This window comes from Mannheimia haemolytica, assembly GCA_900638155.1.
GTDB classification, from domain to species: Bacteria; Pseudomonadota; Gammaproteobacteria; order Enterobacterales; family Pasteurellaceae; genus Mannheimia; species Mannheimia glucosida.
Genome location: LR134495.1, coordinates 1,379,352 through 1,397,620, shown reverse-complemented (window position 1 = coordinate 1,397,620; position 18,269 = coordinate 1,379,352). Strand labels below are relative to the sequence as shown.

16 protein-coding genes and 1 riboswitch are annotated in these 18,269 nt (G+C 39.8%); of the genes, 12 read left to right on the top strand and 4 right to left on the bottom strand.

All coding sequences use genetic code 11. The features are described 5' to 3' along the window. Positions 1-75 precede the first annotated feature (75 nt). Positions 76-1,827: an ABC transporter substrate-binding protein gene (locus EL242_RS06875; RefSeq protein WP_126302035.1), complete on the bottom strand. Its 1,752-nt coding sequence runs from the start codon at positions 1,825-1,827 to the stop codon at positions 76-78. Between the two features lie 163 nt (positions 1,828-1,990). After that, positions 1,991-2,147: riboswitch (molybdenum cofactor riboswitch) on the top strand. Here EL242_RS06875 and moaA point away from each other — a divergent pair. From moaA to EL242_RS06840, 7 genes are all read left to right on the top strand, one after another. Further along, entirely contained in the window at positions 2,136-3,161 is a 1,026-nt protein-coding gene (gene moaA, locus EL242_RS06870; protein ID WP_126302034.1) for a GTP 3',8-cyclase MoaA, read from the top strand. It overlaps the preceding riboswitch by 12 nt. A 488-nt stretch (positions 3,162-3,649) precedes the next feature. Next, positions 3,650-4,126 (top strand): cyclic pyranopterin monophosphate synthase MoaC, encoded by a 477-nt coding sequence (moaC, locus tag EL242_RS06865; RefSeq protein ID WP_006248611.1) that lies wholly within the window; start codon positions 3,650-3,652, stop codon positions 4,124-4,126. Continuing rightward, complete coding sequence (moaD, locus tag EL242_RS06860; protein WP_126302033.1) at positions 4,119-4,364, top strand: molybdopterin synthase sulfur carrier subunit; 246 nt, start codon at positions 4,119-4,121, stop codon at positions 4,362-4,364. Before moaC ends, moaD begins: the two co-directional genes overlap by 8 nt. Position 4,365: 1 nt before the next feature. Then, entirely contained in the window at positions 4,366-4,821 is a 456-nt protein-coding gene (moaE, locus tag EL242_RS06855; RefSeq protein ID WP_126302032.1) for a molybdopterin synthase catalytic subunit MoaE, read from the top strand. Positions 4,822-4,838: 17 nt separating this feature from the next. Further along, the gene (ybeY, locus tag EL242_RS06850) at positions 4,839-5,321 is read left to right on the top strand and encodes an rRNA maturation RNase YbeY (protein ID WP_126302031.1); all 483 of its coding nucleotides are present in this window, start codon (positions 4,839-4,841) and stop codon (positions 5,319-5,321) included. A gap of 80 nt (positions 5,322-5,401) precedes the next feature. Beyond that, the gene (locus EL242_RS06845) at positions 5,402-7,273 is read left to right on the top strand and encodes a tRNA(Met) cytidine acetyltransferase TmcA (RefSeq protein WP_126302030.1); all 1,872 of its coding nucleotides are present in this window, start codon (positions 5,402-5,404) and stop codon (positions 7,271-7,273) included. 106 nt (positions 7,274-7,379) lie between these two features. Beyond that, positions 7,380-8,576, top strand: a complete 1,197-nt coding sequence (locus EL242_RS06840; RefSeq protein WP_021280365.1) for an amino acid aminotransferase — start codon at positions 7,380-7,382, stop codon at positions 8,574-8,576. 93 nt (positions 8,577-8,669) lie between these two features. On the opposite strand, the gene folC is transcribed toward EL242_RS06840, so the two are convergent. Together folC and accD are read right to left on the bottom strand one after the other, a co-directional pair. Beyond that, positions 8,670-9,971, bottom strand: coding sequence for a bifunctional tetrahydrofolate synthase/dihydrofolate synthase (folC, locus tag EL242_RS06835; RefSeq protein WP_126302029.1), 1,302 nt, complete (start codon positions 9,969-9,971; stop codon positions 8,670-8,672). 15 nt (positions 9,972-9,986) lie between these two features. Further along, positions 9,987-10,883 (bottom strand): acetyl-CoA carboxylase, carboxyltransferase subunit beta, encoded by an 897-nt coding sequence (gene accD, locus EL242_RS06830; RefSeq protein WP_126302028.1) that lies wholly within the window; start codon positions 10,881-10,883, stop codon positions 9,987-9,989. A gap of 309 nt (positions 10,884-11,192) precedes the next feature. On the opposite strand from accD, the gene mazG reads away from it, so the two are divergent. From mazG to EL242_RS06805, 5 genes are all read left to right on the top strand, one after another. After that, on the top strand, positions 11,193-11,975 hold the full coding sequence (gene mazG / locus EL242_RS06825) for a nucleoside triphosphate pyrophosphohydrolase (RefSeq protein WP_126302027.1): 783 nt from the start codon (positions 11,193-11,195) through the stop codon (positions 11,973-11,975). A 67-nt stretch (positions 11,976-12,042) separates the two neighbouring features. Beyond that, a complete protein-coding gene (locus tag EL242_RS06820) occupies positions 12,043-12,759 on the top strand; it encodes a response regulator (protein ID WP_126302026.1) in 717 nt (238 codons plus the stop codon). A gap of 60 nt (positions 12,760-12,819) precedes the next feature. After that, entirely contained in the window at positions 12,820-14,208 is a 1,389-nt protein-coding gene (cpxA, locus tag EL242_RS06815; protein ID WP_126302025.1) for an envelope stress sensor histidine kinase CpxA, read from the top strand. 50 nt (positions 14,209-14,258) lie between these two features. Beyond that, positions 14,259-16,181 (top strand): MacB family efflux pump subunit, encoded by a 1,923-nt coding sequence (locus EL242_RS06810; RefSeq protein WP_126302024.1) that lies wholly within the window; start codon positions 14,259-14,261, stop codon positions 16,179-16,181. Positions 16,182-16,264: 83 nt separating this feature from the next. After that, positions 16,265-17,035, top strand: coding sequence for a Nif3-like dinuclear metal center hexameric protein (locus EL242_RS06805; protein WP_126302023.1), 771 nt, complete (start codon positions 16,265-16,267; stop codon positions 17,033-17,035). Positions 17,036-17,116: 81 nt separating this feature from the next. Here EL242_RS06805 and nrdB read toward each other — a convergent pair whose 3' ends face one another. Further along, positions 17,117-18,247, bottom strand: a complete 1,131-nt coding sequence (nrdB, locus tag EL242_RS06800) for a class Ia ribonucleoside-diphosphate reductase subunit beta (RefSeq protein ID WP_126302022.1) — start codon at positions 18,245-18,247, stop codon at positions 17,117-17,119. Positions 18,248-18,269 lie beyond the last annotated feature (22 nt).

Here is an 18,269-nt window from a genome sequence, read left to right as displayed (position 1 = left end):
AAAATAAGTAAAAATACCTATTACCTCAAAAGAGTGAGAATAATTTGATCTAAGGCAAAAATATGTAGTGAAATGTTAGGCTTTTTCAGAGAACCACGGCGGTAAAATAAATTGTGCATTGGCAAACAACTCCGGTGCAATCACACGGCTCTGCCCTTGTTGGATTTGGTAAACCAACTGCGGTAAGCTGATAGACAAATCGTGGGTTTCTGCGTAAGTTAGCCCAATTTGGCTATCGGTATTAAAATAGTAAGTGCCGTTTACCCCATAATGTGGATGTAAGCGGATCGCATTGGAGACAGCTTTAAAATGCCGTGGTGAAACACTCTGTTTCCATGCATTTGCCAGAATATTCGCTTGGTCATAAGCAATACTGGCTTGGGAATAAGTGGGAGATTTGCCGAAAAACCGTTCGTAATGTTGGCTAAACTGTCTGCCTAAATAATTTTCGCTTAACCCACTATTGGTACTCCAGAGAACGCCTTCGCAAAGTTTCTCGTGTGGCAAAAACGCCGAAGGTGCATAAATACTGTAAATAATGGCATTTGTTGGGTTGCGAATGAACGTTTGATAAAACTGTACAATATCTTCTGCAAAATAAGAGGCAAATACAATAATGGAAGGCGTGATATTATGCACCTGTGTCATTAATTTGGCATAATTATCTTGTTCTTGGGTGAGTTCCAGATAATCCACATTCCAGCCTTGCTCCCGCAAACTTAGGGTTAAGCTTTCAATACCGATATCAACTTTTTGCCAACTCACCGTTACCACCATCACCGTTTTATTCTGAAGCCAAGGGGCATAATGGTAACGGTAATATTGCAGAAAATGGGATATGCCTAAGCCATAGGTTACATCACTGGCACAAACCTGAAACATATTTTCAATTCGTTGATTCGGTAAATTTTGGGCAAGTTTGTTTGAGCCACTATGGGTTGCAATATGCAAATAAGGAATGCCTTTAGTTGCAATTAATTCGTGTACTTCCGGCAAGTAGCAGGCATAAGCGGTTGAAATCGCATCAACTTCTTGATCAAATAAATGATGGTATGCCTGAAGAATACTTGCTTTATCTTTAACACAAAACCCTGCCGTTGCAATCTGCACTTCTCTACCGTGAATCCCACCTTGTTGGTTAATGGTTTCAACCGCAAGTTGAGTGCCGTTAAGTAGCTCTCGGGTATCGATTTGCCCAATACCCTGTTCAACATAAGGCACGCCAATAATAATCGGACGACTATGATGGTGGCTTATGGTAAAAATCGGTGGTTCGTGCCGAGCTGAAGCCGTTACAAGCGGTTGTTTTTTCGCAATAATTTGCAATGCCAGTTGTTCAATGTTAAAGCTGGCAAGAATGGATTGATTTAGTTTTCCCGGTGTGGGTAAACAGATTAAATGTTCGGTAATGGTAAAAACAGCTAATAAGGTTCGGCTTTCGGTGTGTGTTTTCGCAAAAATATTTTCGATATGTTTATCAACAGTCCGTTTGCTGATACAAAGCTCATTGGCGATTTCCTCATTGCTTAAACCACTGCTGATTAGAGTGAGAAGTTCAATCTCCCTTTTGCTTAGCCCATAAGGCAAATCGGTATGCTCTGCTTGAGTCAATACAAACGATTGGTGTCGTTCTAGGCTGATCTTAAGCCATTGATGGTTTGAACTATAGTAAAACTGCAAGCTATTTTTATCTGAATAGAGCAATGCCTGTGCATAGTGGCAAATTTGCGGTAATTCAGCAAAATAGTCTGCCCCTGCTTTGTCTTCCCATTCTGATATTTCACCTTGTTCATTCACTAAACAAGACCATCGGCTACGTTTATCCATTCCCACCTCGAACTAAAAACGTTAGCTAACATAGCAAAATTATCTCGGCATTAATATGATATAAATCAAACTAAGCAACGGTTGCCCGATTTTTATAGGTAGAACATACAATTTAAATTATACCTCTTGCCTAATTAGGTTTCTCACCATAAAATAAAAACCAATTTAGTGAAGACTCCGAGCATTATTTCCTAACTCTAAAAATTAAAGACAAATTTTTGATATGGAATTTATGCCAGTAACAGCATAACGCTGTTCAAAGGATAACTTAGAAATGGGTTGTCCTCTCGTGTTTAGAAAGGTGTCAAATGCAGTCTATTATCCCAATTAAAAACGTGGGTGATGATGTCGTTTCCGGTTTAGTTGATCGCTTTCAGCGTCAATATACTTATTTGCGACTGTCCATTACTGATGTTTGTAACTTCCGTTGTAATTATTGCTTGCCTGATGGCTATAAACCGCCTTCACATAAGCAAACTTTTCTTAGCGTTGATGAAATCCAGCGAGTGGCTAAAGCCTTTGCCAATTTAGGGACGGAAAAAATCCGTATCACCGGTGGTGAGCCTACTTTACGCAAAGATTTCCTCGAAATCGCTCACACTATTTCACAAACACCCGGTATCCGTAAAGTTGCCTTAACCACCAACGGCTATCGCCTAGAACGTGATGTTGAACTGTGGCAGCAAGCCGGTATTACCGATATTAATGTGAGTGTTGATAGCCTTGACCCACGCCAATTCCAACTGATTACCGGCGAGAACAAGTTGCAATCTATTTTAAAGGGTATCGATAAAGCCTTTGAAATTGGCTACCGAAAAATTAAAGTTAATGCGGTGCTGATGAAGCAATATACCGCCCCTGAATTGGATAAATTCCTCACTTGGATCAAAGACAAACCGATTCAAATGCGTTTTATTGAGCTGATGGAAACCGGCGAAATGGGTACTTTCTTCCAAGCTCAACATCTTTCTGGTCAATCGGTGATGACCCGCTTATTACAAGAGGGCTGGCAACTACAACCCAAAGCGATGTCTGACGGCCCGGCAAAAGTGCTTTCTCACCCTGATTTTAAAGGCGAAATCGGCTTAATTATGCCTTACGAGAAAAATTTCTGTGCCTCTTGTAACCGCTTGCGTGTTTCCGCACTTGGTAAACTGCATCTTTGCTTATTTGGTGAAGAAGGGATTGATATTCGTGATTTACTGGCAAGTGATGAGCAACAATTACAGCTTGAAACTCGCCTGAAATCTGCCTTACAAGGCAAACGAGAACACCACTATTTGCATATCGGGGATAGTGGGGTTAGGAATAATTTGGCGAGTATCGGTGGTTAAGAGTTTTATGTTACTTTCTTTGCTTGTGCAAAGAAAGTAACCAAAGAAAGCACACCCTACTTCACCGCTACCTTCGCTTTATTTGAATTTGTTTAACGAAAAAATTTAAAACTCGCCAACTTCGTTGGCTCAAACACTAAATTTTTCCTACAAATTCAAAGTCGCTCAGGCGGTTCAGAAGGGAGTAATTGGAGCGTTACAAGCGGTTATTTTTCACTGAAAACTTGTAAAAAATCTTAAATAATGCACCTGCTCCCCCTATTTTCCGCCGTAGCGGTTGCGTCAACTTTTGAGGACAACTTTTCGTGTTTGAGCCAACAAGGTTGGCGAGTTTGAAAAGTTCGTCCCAAAAGTTAGCAACAAGCGAAGGAATAAGGAAAATCTGGGGTCGCCTTTCTTTTGGTTACTTTTCTTTGGCGAAGCAAAGAAAAGTAACAAGAAAAAACTCTCGATATTAATTTTTCAATCAAATTTAAAGAGACTAACAAATGACAACCTTCACCCACATCAACCAAAACGGCGAAGCCAATATGGTTGATGTTTCAATGAAACAAGAAACCGTACGCATTGCCCGAGCGGAGGCATTTGTGCGAATGAATGCCGAAACATTACAAATGATCGTCAGTGGTAATCACCACAAAGGCGATGTATTCGCAACTGCTCGAATTGCCGGCATTCAGGCGGCAAAGAGAACTTGGGAGCTGATTCCACTCTGCCACCCGTTATTGCTTTCTAAAGTAGAAGTTCAACTGGAAGCGTTGCCAGAAAGCAACCAAGTGCGAATTGAGTCACTCTGTAAACTAACCGGCAAAACCGGTGTGGAAATGGAGGCATTAACCGCAGCGAGTGTTGCTGCTCTGACTATTTACGATATGTGTAAAGCCGTGCAAAAAGATATGATTATTGAAAATGTAAGATTACTCAGTAAAAGCGGCGGAAAATCAGGAGATTTCAAGGTTGATTAAGGTACTTTTTTTCGCCCAAGTGCGTGAGCTTGTGGCAACGGATAGATTAGATGTTGAGCCGACTTTTACCACTGCGGAGGAGTTGCGTGAACACTTAAGCCAACAGGGTAAAAAATGGCAACTCGCCCTTGAAAAAGGCAAACTGCTGGTTGCAATTAATCAAACGATCTGTCCGCTTGAAACGGAGATCAAAGACGGCGATGAAGTGGCATTCTTCCCACCGGTAACCGGGGGCTAAAATGTTTGAAACCCTGATTGAAGTACAAGAAGCCGAATTTGACCAAAACCGCATTTACCAATGGCTTAGTGAACAACATAGCGTGGGGGCAACTACCCTGTTTATCGGCAAAGTGCGTGAAATGAATTTAGGCGATAATGTTTCCGGTTTGTTTCTTGAGCATTACCCTGCAATGACTAAAAAAGCATTGCAAGAAATTGTGGATCAAGCTCGCTCCCGTTGGGATTTACAGCGCGTTGCGGTGATTCACCGCATTGGGCAACTGCATACCGGTGATGAAATCGTATTAGTCGGTGTGAGTTCTGCTCATCGAGGTGATGCCTACCACGCCAACGAGTTTATTATGGATTACCTAAAAACCAAAGCCCCATTCTGGAAACGAGAACAAACCCAAGCCGGTGAACGTTGGATTGAAGGGCGTGAGAGTGACCAACAAGCCGCCGAAAAATGGAAATAATTTGCAAAAGGTAACGAATGGAAAATTTATATATTGATTTGCAGATCGCCTGCGAAAATACCGAAAACTTACCAAGCGAACAACAATTTTATACTTGGGTACAAAAAGCCCTTGCAGTTGAGGCAAAAACCGATGATTTCCCTGAAAGTGAGATCACCATTCGGATTGTCGATGAAGCAGAAAGCCACGAGCTAAATCTGACTTATCGTGGTAAAGACAAGCCAACCAATGTGCTATCTTTCCCGTTTGAAGCCCCCGAAGGAATCGAAATGCCACTATTGGGTGATTTAGTCATCTGTCGTCAAGTAATGGAAAAAGAGGCGGAAGAACAAGGGATTTCTCTTGAATCGCATTGGGCACATTTAGCCATTCACGGCACGCTGCATTTACTTGGCTACGACCATTTAACCGATGAAGAGGCGGAAGAAATGGAAAGCCTCGAAACCGAAATTATGCAAAGTTTAGGGTATGAAGATCCATATCTATCCGAAAAAGTATAACCCAATCACTCTAACCTCTCCCCTTGTGGGAGAGGAGCAATTTTTCTCTATGCAGAAGAAAAATTACGGAGAGGGGTAATATGCGTTCATTAGCGATTATCACCAATCCGGAATCCTTTAGCCTTACACAACAAGGCTGTTTTTACATTCCCGAAAATCATCAGCTTAAAGCTATCCCCTTTTCCAATGCCAAAACGATTTTAGGGCAAGAATACCCTTTTGCTATTTATACTATGCAAGCAGAAAATGGGGTGAATTTTAACTTAGATGCTTTTGCAATACTTGCCGGCACAATTCAAGAAAACGGTACTTTATTTTTGCTTTGTCCTCAGTGGGATAATTTAGAAAATGAATTAGATTTCGATGCGTTACGTTGGAACGAAAATCACGCTATTACCTGCCCGAATTTCTATCTACATTTTAAACAATTAGTCGCTAAATTTGATTTTGAAGTCAGAGCTGATTTGCCTAAATTACCGACTGCAAGCGGTCAAATTCCTTCAAAAATTTACCAATTAACGCAAGAACAGCAAAATATTTTGCAAAATCTACCGCTTGATCCTGCCGATATTCATTTGATTACCGCCCCTCGTGGGCGGGGCAAATCTACCCTTGCTGGGCTACTCGCAACAGCGTTATCCGAACAAAATAAGGTATTAATTACCGCACGCTCTTATTCTGCATTGCCCAGTTTTTGGCGTTCGGCAGAGCAAAAAATCCCATTTTTCGCACCTGACAATTTAATCGAGCAAGTTAAAAGTAAAAACATTTCGTCTAACCAGTGGATCTTTATTGATGAAGCAGCCAGCCTGCCTTTGCCGATACTCCACACACTTTGTACCTATTTTGAAAAAGTGGTTTTAACTACAACTACCCAAAATTACGAAGGCACGGGGCGAGGATTTGAGCTGAAATTCCCGGTAATGTTGGATAAACCGTTTAAACATTGGACGTTATCTCAACCATTGCGGTGGAGCGAAAATGATCCGTTGGAACATTTTATTAATGATTTACTTCTGCTAAATGGCGATAACGTAAGGGCGAATTGCAATTTGCCCCTACAATCTGCGGACGTAACCAATAGGCGAATACACCATAAAATCGCTTTCTACCACTTACTCGCCAACGCCCATTACAAAACCACCCCAACTGACTTACGCCGTTTATTTGATGGCGAAAATCAGCTTTTGTTTTCACAACAGAAAAACGAGCAACTTATCGGCGGGATTTGGGCAATGCAAGAAGGTAGCTTAGATGAAAAATTAACCCAAGCTATTTGGCTGGGGGAACGCCGTCCGCAAGGCAGTTTAGTGGCTCAATATCTCTGCTTTCAAGGGAATTTACCGCAGGCCTGCAAATTGCATTCCATTCGTATTTCTCGGATTGCGGTATTGCCTGAAAAGCAAAATCAAGGCGTTGGCAAGCGGTTGATTTCTCAGTTTATTTTGCAAAATTCCAGAGAAAAACGACCGCTTGATTTTATATCTGTTAGCTTTGGCTTAACTACTCCGCTCTACACCTTTTGGCAATCTTGCGGCTTCCGGCTTGTGCAAATTACGCCGAATAAAGAAGCAAGCAGTGGTTATCAAAGTGCAATGATGATTTACCCGATTTCGGAGCAAGGAAAGTTATTTGCACAGCAGGCAACCCAAGCCTTTGCCAGAGATTTCGCCCTTCAGCCATTTTTCACGGAAATTTGTGAGGAATTGCAAAATTTCGAACAATTTCAACCGCTTGCTGCACGCAATTTAGATGAACGTGATTGGAAAAATTTAACCGCGTTTGCTAACGGTAAACGTGCATTTTCTGCGGTATATGTGAGTTTAAAACGGCTTTATTTATCAGATAAAGCACGTTTTTCAGGGTTGGATATTTTTAAGCGAGAAGGGCAAAAAATCTCCAAAATGGAGATGGAAAAATATCGAAAACTTGTTCTTCAGGTTTTAAATTAAAATAATTTATAGTTTTTATTATATTTTTTTATGTTTTTGCTCTTGCTAAATCTGCAATTTAATCGTATAAATTCACTGTTTATTTTCATTTTGATGAGGAACTCCAATGTCAATGTTTAGTCACATTCAAGCTGCTCCGGCAGACCCAATTTTAGGCTTAGGTGAAGCGTTTAAAGCAGATAGCCGTGAAGGTAAAATCAACCTTGGTATCGGTGTTTATATGACCGATGAAGGCAAAACCCCGATTGTCAAAGCGGTAAAAGAAGCCGAAAAACGTTTATTAGAGACGGAAAACAGTAAAAATTATTTAACCATTGACGGTGTTCAAGCATTCAATGCGGCAACGCAAGCGTTATTATTTGGCGAAGGGGCTGAAGTGATTACCTCAGGTCGTGCCAAAACCGCACAGAGTTTAGGTGGTACAGGGGCATTACGCATTGCGGCGGAATTTATCAAACGTCATACTAATGCGAAAAATGTGTGGATTTCCACCCCAACTTGGCCAAACCATAACGGTATTTTTGATGCGGTAGGTGTGAATGTAAAAGGCTATCGCTACTACAATAAAGAGACTAACGGTTTAGATTGGGAAAATTTAATTGCCGATTTAAGCCAAGCAGAAGCCGGTGATGTCGTGTTATTACACGGTTGCTGCCACAACCCGACCGGAATTGACCCAACACCTGCACAATGGGAACAGTTAGCGGCATTATCTGCCGAAAAAGGCTGGTTGCCGTTATTTGACTTTGCTTATCAAGGCTTTGCGAATGGTTTAGAGGAAGATGCTTACGGTTTACGAGCCTTTGTGAAAAATAACCGTGAATTGTTGGTCGCAAGCTCATTCTCGAAAAACTTTGGGTTATATAACGAGCGTGTCGGTGCATTTACCCTAATTGCAGACAATGCAGATGATGCCAACCGAGCATTCACCCAAATCAAATCGATTATTCGTGTGCTTTACTCTAACCCATCTGCCCACGGTGCGAGTGCGGTAGCAGTTGCATTGGCTGATCCTGACCTTAAAGCACAATGGATTGCGGAATTAGATGAAATGCGTAACCGCATTAAAGAAATGCGTAGCCAATTAGTGCAGAAATTAAAAGAAAAAGGGGCAAACAAAGACTTCTCTTTCATTACCGAGCAAAATGGTATGTTCTCATTCAGCGGCTTAACACCGGAGCAAGTGGATAAGTTAAAAGATGAGTTTGCAATTTATGCTGTACGTTCAGGCAGAATCAATGTAGCAGGCATTACCAGCAAAAACATTGACGCCCTTGCCGATGCGATTGTGAAAGTGCTTTAATTAAACCTTAAAGATATATAGAGGCATAAGCCTGAGTGCTTGTGCCTCTTTTTATCTTTTAGGTACAAGCGTGGACGCTTGCACCATCAATTTTTACGTTTCCAACCAAAGCATAAAATCTGCCACCGTATGAAATGAGCCGAACACCAGCACAATATCATTTTCAGTGGCTTTTTCAAACAATACTCGGCTTGCTTGTGCCACATTTTCATAGCAACAAGCGGTTGAATTTGGCAAAACTTTTACCAATTTCGCTAACACCGCATCGCCTGTTTGCCCACGCCAACAATCTAGCCCTGCACAATGCCATTCATCAATAATATTCGCTAATGGCTCGACAATGCCAGATAAATTCTTATCTTCTAACGCACTAAACACCGCATAGATTTTCTGATTTACTTGCTTTAATTCTGCAAGTTTATCTGCTAAATAACGTGCTGCGTGTGGGTTATGCCCTACATCAATAATTACTTTTGCAGCCGGTTTAGGTTGAGAAAAATGAGCAAAATCGCTATCCGTCAGTGTTTGAAAACGCCCTGTCATTTGAGCTTCATTTAAGGCTTGTCGAATAATTTCTTCATCAATTTCAAATGGCAGTTGCATTAACACAGCCAATGTGGTGCCGGCGTTTGGAATCGGAATAAGTGGCATTGGTAAATCAATAAAGGATTTTTCTTCAGAATACCAATGAAACAGATTATTCTTAATTTCAAACTGCCAGTCTTTACCTCGGTAAAAAGCGTGACAATTTAACGAATTCACAATCTGTTTCATCGAATTAGGGCAATCAGGCTCGCCGATGACAACCGGAATATTTTCACGGAAAATACCGGCTTTCTCACGCCCGATGTCTTCACGGTTATCGCCTAAAAATGCAACGTGGTCGATGTCAATCGAGGTAATCACAGCAAGGTTTGGATCAATTATATTAGTGGCATCTAATCGTCCACCTAATCCGACTTCTAAAATCACAATATCGAGCTGATTTTGTTTGAATAGCTCAAATGCAGACAGCGTACTAAACTCAAAATAAGTGAGTGAAGCGGTCTTTTTTTCATTAATTTTTGCAAATGATAGAACGTGATCGCTATCCGGAAGAACATCGCCATTAATTCTTACCCGTTCATTGTAATGAATTAAATGGGGCGAAGAGTAAACCCCAACCCGAAAACCGGCTTTTAATAAAGTGACTTCTAACAAACGACAGGTCGAACCCTTGCCGTTGGTACCTGCAACGGTAATCACATAAGGGGCAGGTTTGAGTAAATCCAGCTCTGTTGCCACCTTACGAATACGATCTAAGCCCATATCAATCGGTTTAGAATGGGCTTGTTCTAAATAGGAAAGCCACGTTTCCAAAGAATCCGTGGCTTTAGGTATGCTTAATGTATTCATTCAGATTAAATCAAATTATTCTGCATTTTCTACAATCAATTCCGCCACTTTAAACGGTGTTGGCTGATTGGTTAATTTTGCACACAGGCGGGCAAGGGTATCACGCATCTCTTTACGATGCACGATCATATCAACTGCCCCGTGTTCTAATAAGAACTCTGCACGTTGGAAACCTTCAGGCAGTTTTTCACGCACGGTTTGCTCAATTACTCGTGGACCGGCAAAGCCGATTAGAGCTTTTGGTTCAGCAATATTCACATCGCCCAGCATTGCCAAACTTGCGGAAACACCACCTAAAGTCGGGTCGGTTAATACCGAAATAAACGGCACACCCTGCTCTTTCATTTTGGCTAAAATCGCACTGGTTTTTGCCATTTGCATTAAAGAGAATAACGCCTCTTGCATACGAGCCCCACCCGATGCCGAGAAACAGATAAACGGAATTTTTTCAGCTAGGGCTTTTTCTGCGGCTTTCACAAATTTTGCTCCCACCACAGAACCCATTGAGCCGCCCATAAACTCAAAGTTAAAGGAGGCTGTAACCACTGGCATATTATGCAATGTACCGGCAAGCACGATAAAAGAATCTTTTTCGCCGGTTTGTTTTTGTGCGGCAGTTAAACGATCTTTATATTTCTTTAAATCTTTAAATTTCAACACATCTTCCGGCTCTAAGTCAGCAGCGATTTCGACCGCAGAATCTTTATCTAATAAATTCAATAAACGAGTGCGGGCATCAATACGCATATGATGATCGCATTTGGGGCAAACCTGTTGATTGCGTTGTAATTCTTCGCTATAGAGAACTTGTTCACAACTGGTACATTTTGTCCATACCCCTTCAGGCACTTTTGATTTTGTACTGCTTGATGATGAAGAGTCTCTACCTAAAATTCTGTCTAACCAGCTCATTATTCTTCCTTTTGGATTGAGTTGTTGGGTTTAGTAAATGGTTGCTATTAAAGCATAATTTATCGGTTTTTGATATGTTTTATTGACATATCAGATCACTAACTATGTGTATAAGTTCGATAAAAAAACGCAATCAGAAGAATGATTAACATCACCACAATTTGAATTAAGCGTTTTTTAGTTAATTTTTCTGCTGCCATTGCTCTGCTCATACTTAATAAATTTCCGCATTATAAGCGAAAAAGCACGGGCTATGGTAGAATTTGCAAAATTTTGATCAAAAATAACCGCTTGTAAAAAGGAAATACTATGGCAACCATTGAACAATTTCTTGATGTTGTAAACCAACTTCGCCACCCTGAACACGGCTGCCCGTGGGATCTCAAACAGAATTTTGACACGATGTTGCCCCACTTGTTGGAAGAAACCTACGAAGTAGCGGAAGCCATTCACACCCAAGACCGCACCGCTTTGCGTGAAGAGTTAGGCGATTTATTACTGCAAGTGGTCTTTTTAAGCCAATTAGCGAAAGAGGAAGGCAGTTTCACTTTTGATGATGTAGTAACGGATATTCACGATAAACTGATTTACCGCCACCCTCACGTTTTTGGCGAGGTGAAAGCCACTAACAGCGACGAAGCCTTACAAAGTTGGGAAGCCCAAAAAGCGAATGATGAAAAACACCGCAATCAAGACTCGATTTTAGACGATTTGCCATTCGCCTTGCCTGCCCTCACCCGTGCGAATAAGCTACAAAAACGGTGTGCGAAAGTCGGGTTCGATTGGGATAATCCGCACGATGTGCTGGCAAAAGTCGAAGAAGAACTCGATGAAGTCAAAGCAGAAATCGCACAATATCCGGCTCGCTCTGCCGAACTTGCTGAAGAATTAGGTGATCTCTTGTTTGCGATTGTAAATTTATGCCGCCATTATCATACCGATGCCGAGGAAATTTTACGCAATGCAAATCTAAAATTTGAACATCGCTTTCGAAAAGTTGAAAAATTTGTGAAAAAATCGGGAAGAACTGTAAAAGAATGTAAATTAGAAGAATTAGATGTAATTTGGCACAAAATAAAAGTGGTAGAATAAAAAACATCAATTGTTATAATAATTTTTACCTTTGTAAAGTTAGTTTTAATTTTATAGGAAATATTTTATGTCAAAAATCTTATTAATAGATGATGATATTGAGTTTACTGAGCTACTAACTGAATTACTTTCATTAGAAGGATTTAAAATGAAAGTTGTGCATAATGGTTTAGAAGGCTTAAATGAGTTAGAGTCTAATCAATATGATTTAGTATTACTAGATGTGATGATGCCGGTATTAAATGGCGTGGAAACATTAAAACGTATACGACAAAAATACTCATTACCCGTTTTAATGTTAAGTGCAAGAGATGATCAAATTGATAGAATCTTAGGTTTAGAATTAGGGGCTGACGATTATTTACCGAAACCTTTTAATGATCGTGAACTAGTCGCTAGAATGAAAGCGATACTTCGAAGAACAACCTCTCGCCCAGCTTCAACAGACCATTCTGAACAGAATTATACTGAAAACATCTCTAAATCATTACAATTTGCCGGAGTTGAATTACATTCAGGACGTCAGCAGGCTTATTATCAAGGATGTGATCTTGATTTAACGGGGACTGAATTTGCATTATTACAAATGTTAATGCGAAACCCAGGGGAGATTTTGTCCAGAGAATTATTGAGTTTAGAAATTTTAGGGAAAAATTTAACGCCTTATGATCGTGCAATTGATATGCATATTTCTAATCTTCGTAAAAAATTACCCGAACGGGAAGATGGATTACCTTGGTTTAAAACCTTAAGAGGTCGGGGTTACTTGTTAGTAACTGAATAATGTCTTTTATTAAATCCCTAAATAGTTAATATTTTAGGGATTTTTTGCATTTTTATTATTATGTCAAATCTTGTTAAAAAATATTTAGAATTTCGTAAACGCTTAGCATACAAGCTAGTGACCTCGTATGGTTTATTGCTTATATTATTTATTACCATTGCATTTAATTTAGATAAATTTGATGCTCGCAAATTTTCTCCCCTTTCTGCAAAAGACCAAATTTTCTTTAAAAATGAAAGCTTTGAAACAGAGAAAAGCTTAAATTTAGATGAAGTTTTTGATAGAAATTTATCAGTTGAAACATCTAATGGATTTGATGTAATCCTAGAAGATAAAAAAACTGGTAATTTAAGTGGCGTAAACCAAAGTAATATTAAAGCATTGCAGTTTTTTATTTATCAATCACAACAGACTGAAGAGCCGTTACAAAGACGGTTTGAAAATAGTGAAATCTATGGTCCATTTGTCGTGAAATCCGAAAACCATACTTATAACCAATATTTTATTAAAGCGGTAGATGCTCAAAAAGAGTGGATTAATACGATTTTAGACTCCCCTTTTATTATGGCGGTATTACTTATGTTTGCCGGAATTCCTTTATTAATCTGGTTATCCTTTAAAATTACCAAACCGGTTAAAGAATTAACTATCTCGGCAAATGCGGTAGCCTCTGGTAATTTGGAAACTAATCCTAAATTAGAATCAGAATGGATCTATGAAATTGGGGAAGTTGGAAAAAGCTTTAACCATATGGTGATAAGCTTAAAAAATTTAACTCAGCAGCAACAAAGAATGATTTCGGATATATCTCATGAGTTAAAAACACCTTTAGCCAGATTACAACTCGCTATTGCTATATTACGCCGTAAAACCTGTGGTCTGGCAGAAATCGATCGCATTGAAGCAGAAGTAGGTAAATTAGACCAATTGATAAAAGACTTGTTAACCATATCACGTGAACAATTAAATTATCAAATTCATAAAAAAATTTTTGCAATTGATGAAATTTGGAATAATGTAATTGAAGATGCTAAATTTGAAACCTCACAAAATAATATCATTTTTATCATCAAGCAAAACATCAAAAACCCAGAATCTTATTCTATTAACGGAGCCGTAGATTTACTGGCCAGCGCTTTAGAAAATTTGATCCGAAACGGCCAAAAATATGCAAAAAAAATGCTTTCGGTCTCAATGAATGTAGATGATGGTCATTTATTTCTCACAGTTGAAGATGATGGCGAAGGGGTTCCAGAAAACGAATATGAAAATATTCTTAAACCTTTTTACCGCATAGATGAAGCAAGAGCAAGAGAAACGGGAGGAACCGGACTAGGATTAGCGATTGTACAAAATGTAGTTCAACAGCACCAAGGTACTATTCATTTAGATAAAAGTAATATGGGAGGATTAAAAATCGAACTGAAACTTCCCCTTTGGCATTCCTAAGGAAAAAGATCATTTCGTTTGTAAAAAACAGTCGAAAAATAACCGCTTGTATGAAATTAATTGAAATAGAAAATCTCAATAAATACTTTGGCTTGGGGCAAACTCAAGCTCATATTTTAAAAAATATCAATCTCAGTATTGAACAGGGTGATTTTGTCGCAATTATAGGTGCTTCAGGTTCTGGCAAATCTACCTTAATGAATATTATTGGCTGTTTAGATACTGCCAGCTCAGGTATTTGCCGTATTGATGGCAAAGAGACCCAAACAATGTCTGCAGATGAACTGTCTGATTTACGCCAACGCAAGCTTGGGTTTATTTTCCAACGCTATAATCTTCTCTCAGCTTTGAATGCAAACGAAAATGTTGCCCTACCTGCCATTTATGCCGGAATGGATAGCTCATCACGCAAAAAGCGAGCTAATACGTTATTAACGAAGTTAGGTTTATCAGATAAAACCCAACATAAGCCGAATGAGTTATCTGGAGGGCAACAGCAACGAGTCAGCATTGCACGAGCCTTAATGAACGGCGGTGAAATCATTCTTGCAGACGAGCCTACCGGTGCATTAGATTCTAAAAGTGGCGAAACTGTGCTAGAAATCTTACGAGAACTACACCAAGAAGGTCATACCATTATTATGGTGACACACGACCCAAACATTGCTGCCCAAGCCAGCCGTGTCGTTGAAATTAAAGATGGGCAAATCATTCGAGATGAACGCCAACGTGCTGATGTTCAGGAAACGGCTCTCAATAAAACGACAACACAAAAACCTCGCTTTTGGGATCAACTGTTTGAATCCTTTAAAATGGCAACCAGCGCAATTATGGCACATAAAATGCGGGCAATCCTCACGATGCTGGGCATTATTATTGGCATTACCTCTGTGATTTCTGTGGTTGCTCTTGGAAGAGGCTCGCAACAACAAATCCTTTCTAATATCAACAACCTAGGCACAAATACGATTGATATTATGAATGGAACCGGCTTTGGTGATAGAAGAGCCAATCTGACTAAGAATTTAACCATCAGTGATGCCTTAATGTTGGGGCGGCAAAGCTATGTGGAAAGCATTACTCCTTCAAGCAATGTCAGTGCCACATTGATTTATGGTAATACCGCAGTAACCGGTTCAGTACGAGGTGTTGGAGAGCAATTTATTGATGTGAAAGGGTTAAAGCTGATCTCAGGGCGTTTTTTCAGTGCCGAGGAAGTAAAAAATGTGGCACAGGTTATTGTCATTGACCCTAACACTCAAAAAGATTTGGGGCTGACAGAGCCTGTTGAAGGTAAAACGATTCTAGTGGATAAAAAACCGTTACAAATCATTGGTGTGGCACAACAGTCAAATAATATGAACCAAAGTAGCCTTACCTTGTGGGCGCCTTATACCACTATTATGCAACGCATTTCAGGTGCAAAACAGATAGATTCACTCACGGTTAAAATTAAAGATGATATTGAAAGCCAAACTGCTGAAAAAAGCATTACCGAATTGTTGGTAGCTAAACACGGCAAAAAAGATTTCTTTATTATGAATAGTGATACGATCAAACAAACCATTACCAGTACCACCAATACAATGACCTTGCTGATTTCCTCTATCGCCCTTATTTCGCTGATTGTCGGCGGTATCGGGGTAATGAATATTATGTTGGTTTCCGTCACCGAGCGAACCCGAGAAATTGGTGTCCGAATGGCGATTGGTGCAAAACAACGCAATATTTTGCAACAATTTTTAATTGAAGCGGTGGTTATTTGCCTGATTGGTGGTGTGATTGGCATTTTGCTGGCAAGCGCTATTATTTGGGCATTTAATACCTTAGGTACGAATTTTAAAATGATGCTTTCACCGGAATCGGTGATTATTGCCGTGCTCTGCTCTACACTTATCGGTGTGGTATTTGGCTACATTCCGGCAAGAAACGCCTCCCAATTAAACCCAATTACTGCTCTGGCACAAGAGTAAATGCGATAACTATCTGCTACACTGTAGGGGCAAAAAATTTTTTGCCCCTACATCCATTATTATGCCAAGTTTAAGGAGATAAAATGGCAATAACCAATACTGAACTAGAACAAATTCTGAACACCAAACTTAACAGCTCCGCCATTAACGACTATGCCCCAAATGGCTTGCAAGTTGAAGGGAAAAGAGAAATCAAAAAAATCATTACCGGTGTGACTGCCACACTTCCCCTGATTGAAAAAGCGATTGAGAGAAACGCCGATGCAATTTTAGTCCACCACGGTTATTTTTGGAAAAGTGAAAACCCATGCATTCGAGGAATGAAAGGTAAACGCATTAAACAGCTTTTAGTGAATGACATCAATCTCTTTGGTTATCACCTACCACTGGATATTCACCCCGAACTAGGTAACAACGCCCAGCTTGCTAAGCATTTAGGCGTAAAAAATCTACAAGGTTTAGAAGACAGACCTAATTCAATTCCAATGTACGGTGAATTAGAAAATCCGATTTCCGCCAATGAACTAAAACAAAAACTTGAAAAAACGTTACAACGCACCGTTATTTTATGTGATGAATTTGTGCATAGCCCACAAAAAATGATTAAAACAATCGGGATTTGCTCCGGCGGAGGACAAGGCTATATTGATTTAGCCTTTGAAAAAGGCTGTGATGCCTTTATTAGCGGCGAAATTTCCGAACAGACCACCCACTCTGCCCGTGAACAAGGAATCTATTATTTTGCTTGCGGTCATCACGCCACGGAACGAGATGGCGTAAAAGCCTTAGGTGAATGGTTAGCCGTTGAATATGGTTTAGATGTTGAATTTATTGATATTGATAACCCTGCATAAAAAAATACAAGCGGTTGAATTTCCTGAAAATTTTGCAATTTGCAAAAAATCACTAAAAATCAACCGCTTGTTTATCATAGTCTAGAGTTCAAAATCGCCAAAATCACGGCTATCTACTTTAGCATCAATCTGGCCAACCAAATAAGAACTGACTTCCACTTCTTGTGGTGCTACCTGTACATTATCGGAAACCAACCACGCATTGATCCACGGAATGGGGTTGGAACGCGCCTTAAATGGTAATGGTAGCCCAACAGCCTGCATCCGAATATTAGTGATATATTCAATATATTGCACCAAAATATCCCGATTCAGCCCTATCATCGAACCGTCTTTAAACAGGTATTCCGCCCACGCTTTTTCTTGTTCAGCTGCACTTAAAAAAAGCTCGTAGGCCTCTTGGCGACATTCACGTGCAATTTCTACCATTTCAGGATCATCATTGCCATAAGTCATAATATTCAATATATGCTGAGTGCCGGTAAGATGTAATGCTTCATCACGTGCAATAAATTTGATGATTTTGGCATTTCCTTCCATAAGCTGCCGTTCTGCAAAGGCAAATGAGCAAGCAAAAGAGACATAAAAACGAATTGCTTCAAGCGCATTCACACTCATCATACAGAGATAAAGTTGTCTTTTTAGACTACGCAAACTGACCTCACAGGTTTTTCCATCAACCTGATAACTGCCTTCACCATACAAACTATAGAGTTGGCTGTCACGAATCAAATCATCATAATAGGCGGAAATATCTTTGGCACGCTTAATAATCTCTTCGTTTGTGACAATATCATCAAATACTATTGATGGATCATTGACAATATTACGGATGATATGTGTGTAAGAACGACTGTGAATTGTTTCGCTAAATGTCCAAGTTTCAATCCAGGTTTCAAGCTCGGGGATAGACACTAATGGCAAAAGCGCCACATTCGGGCTACGCCCTTGAATAGAATCTAACAAGGTTTGGTATTTTAAATTGCTGATAAAAATGTGCTTCTCATGCTCAGGCAGTTGGGCATAATCAATGCGGTCTTGCGACACATCCACTTCTTCCGGTCGCCAGAAAAATGAGAGTTGTTTTTCAATCAGTTTTTCAAAAATTTCGTATTTTTGTTGATCATAACGCGCCACATTCACATTTTGTCCAAAAAACATGGGTTCTTTTAGTTGATCATTTTTATGTTGTGAAAACGTAGTATATGCCATGTTATTCTCCTTCATTTCTGTT

Excerpts from the sequence above, each read along its gene's own strand:
- EL242_RS06875 (WP_126302035.1), bottom strand. The coding sequence starts at position 1,827 with ATGGATAAACGTAGCCGATGGTCTTGTTTAGTGAATGAACAAGGTGAA.
- moaA (WP_126302034.1), top strand. The coding sequence starts at position 2,136 with ATGCAGTCTATTATCCCAATTAAAAACGTGGGTGATGATGTCGTTTCC.
- moaC (WP_006248611.1), top strand. The coding sequence starts at position 3,650 with ATGACAACCTTCACCCACATCAACCAAAACGGCGAAGCCAATATGGTT.
- moaE (WP_126302032.1), top strand. The coding sequence starts at position 4,366 with ATGTTTGAAACCCTGATTGAAGTACAAGAAGCCGAATTTGACCAAAAC.
- ybeY (WP_126302031.1), top strand. The coding sequence starts at position 4,839 with ATGGAAAATTTATATATTGATTTGCAGATCGCCTGCGAAAATACCGAA.
- EL242_RS06845 (WP_126302030.1), top strand. The coding sequence starts at position 5,402 with ATGCGTTCATTAGCGATTATCACCAATCCGGAATCCTTTAGCCTTACA.
- EL242_RS06840 (WP_021280365.1), top strand. The coding sequence starts at position 7,380 with ATGTCAATGTTTAGTCACATTCAAGCTGCTCCGGCAGACCCAATTTTA.
- folC (WP_126302029.1), bottom strand. The coding sequence starts at position 9,971 with ATGAATACATTAAGCATACCTAAAGCCACGGATTCTTTGGAAACGTGG.
- accD (WP_126302028.1), bottom strand. The coding sequence starts at position 10,883 with ATGAGCTGGTTAGACAGAATTTTAGGTAGAGACTCTTCATCATCAAGC.
- mazG (WP_126302027.1), top strand. The coding sequence starts at position 11,193 with ATGGCAACCATTGAACAATTTCTTGATGTTGTAAACCAACTTCGCCAC.
- EL242_RS06820 (WP_126302026.1), top strand. The coding sequence starts at position 12,043 with ATGTCAAAAATCTTATTAATAGATGATGATATTGAGTTTACTGAGCTA.
- cpxA (WP_126302025.1), top strand. The coding sequence starts at position 12,820 with ATGTCAAATCTTGTTAAAAAATATTTAGAATTTCGTAAACGCTTAGCA.
- EL242_RS06810 (WP_126302024.1), top strand. The coding sequence starts at position 14,259 with ATGAAATTAATTGAAATAGAAAATCTCAATAAATACTTTGGCTTGGGG.
- EL242_RS06805 (WP_126302023.1), top strand. The coding sequence starts at position 16,265 with ATGGCAATAACCAATACTGAACTAGAACAAATTCTGAACACCAAACTT.
- nrdB (WP_126302022.1), bottom strand. The coding sequence starts at position 18,247 with ATGGCATATACTACGTTTTCACAACATAAAAATGATCAACTAAAAGAA.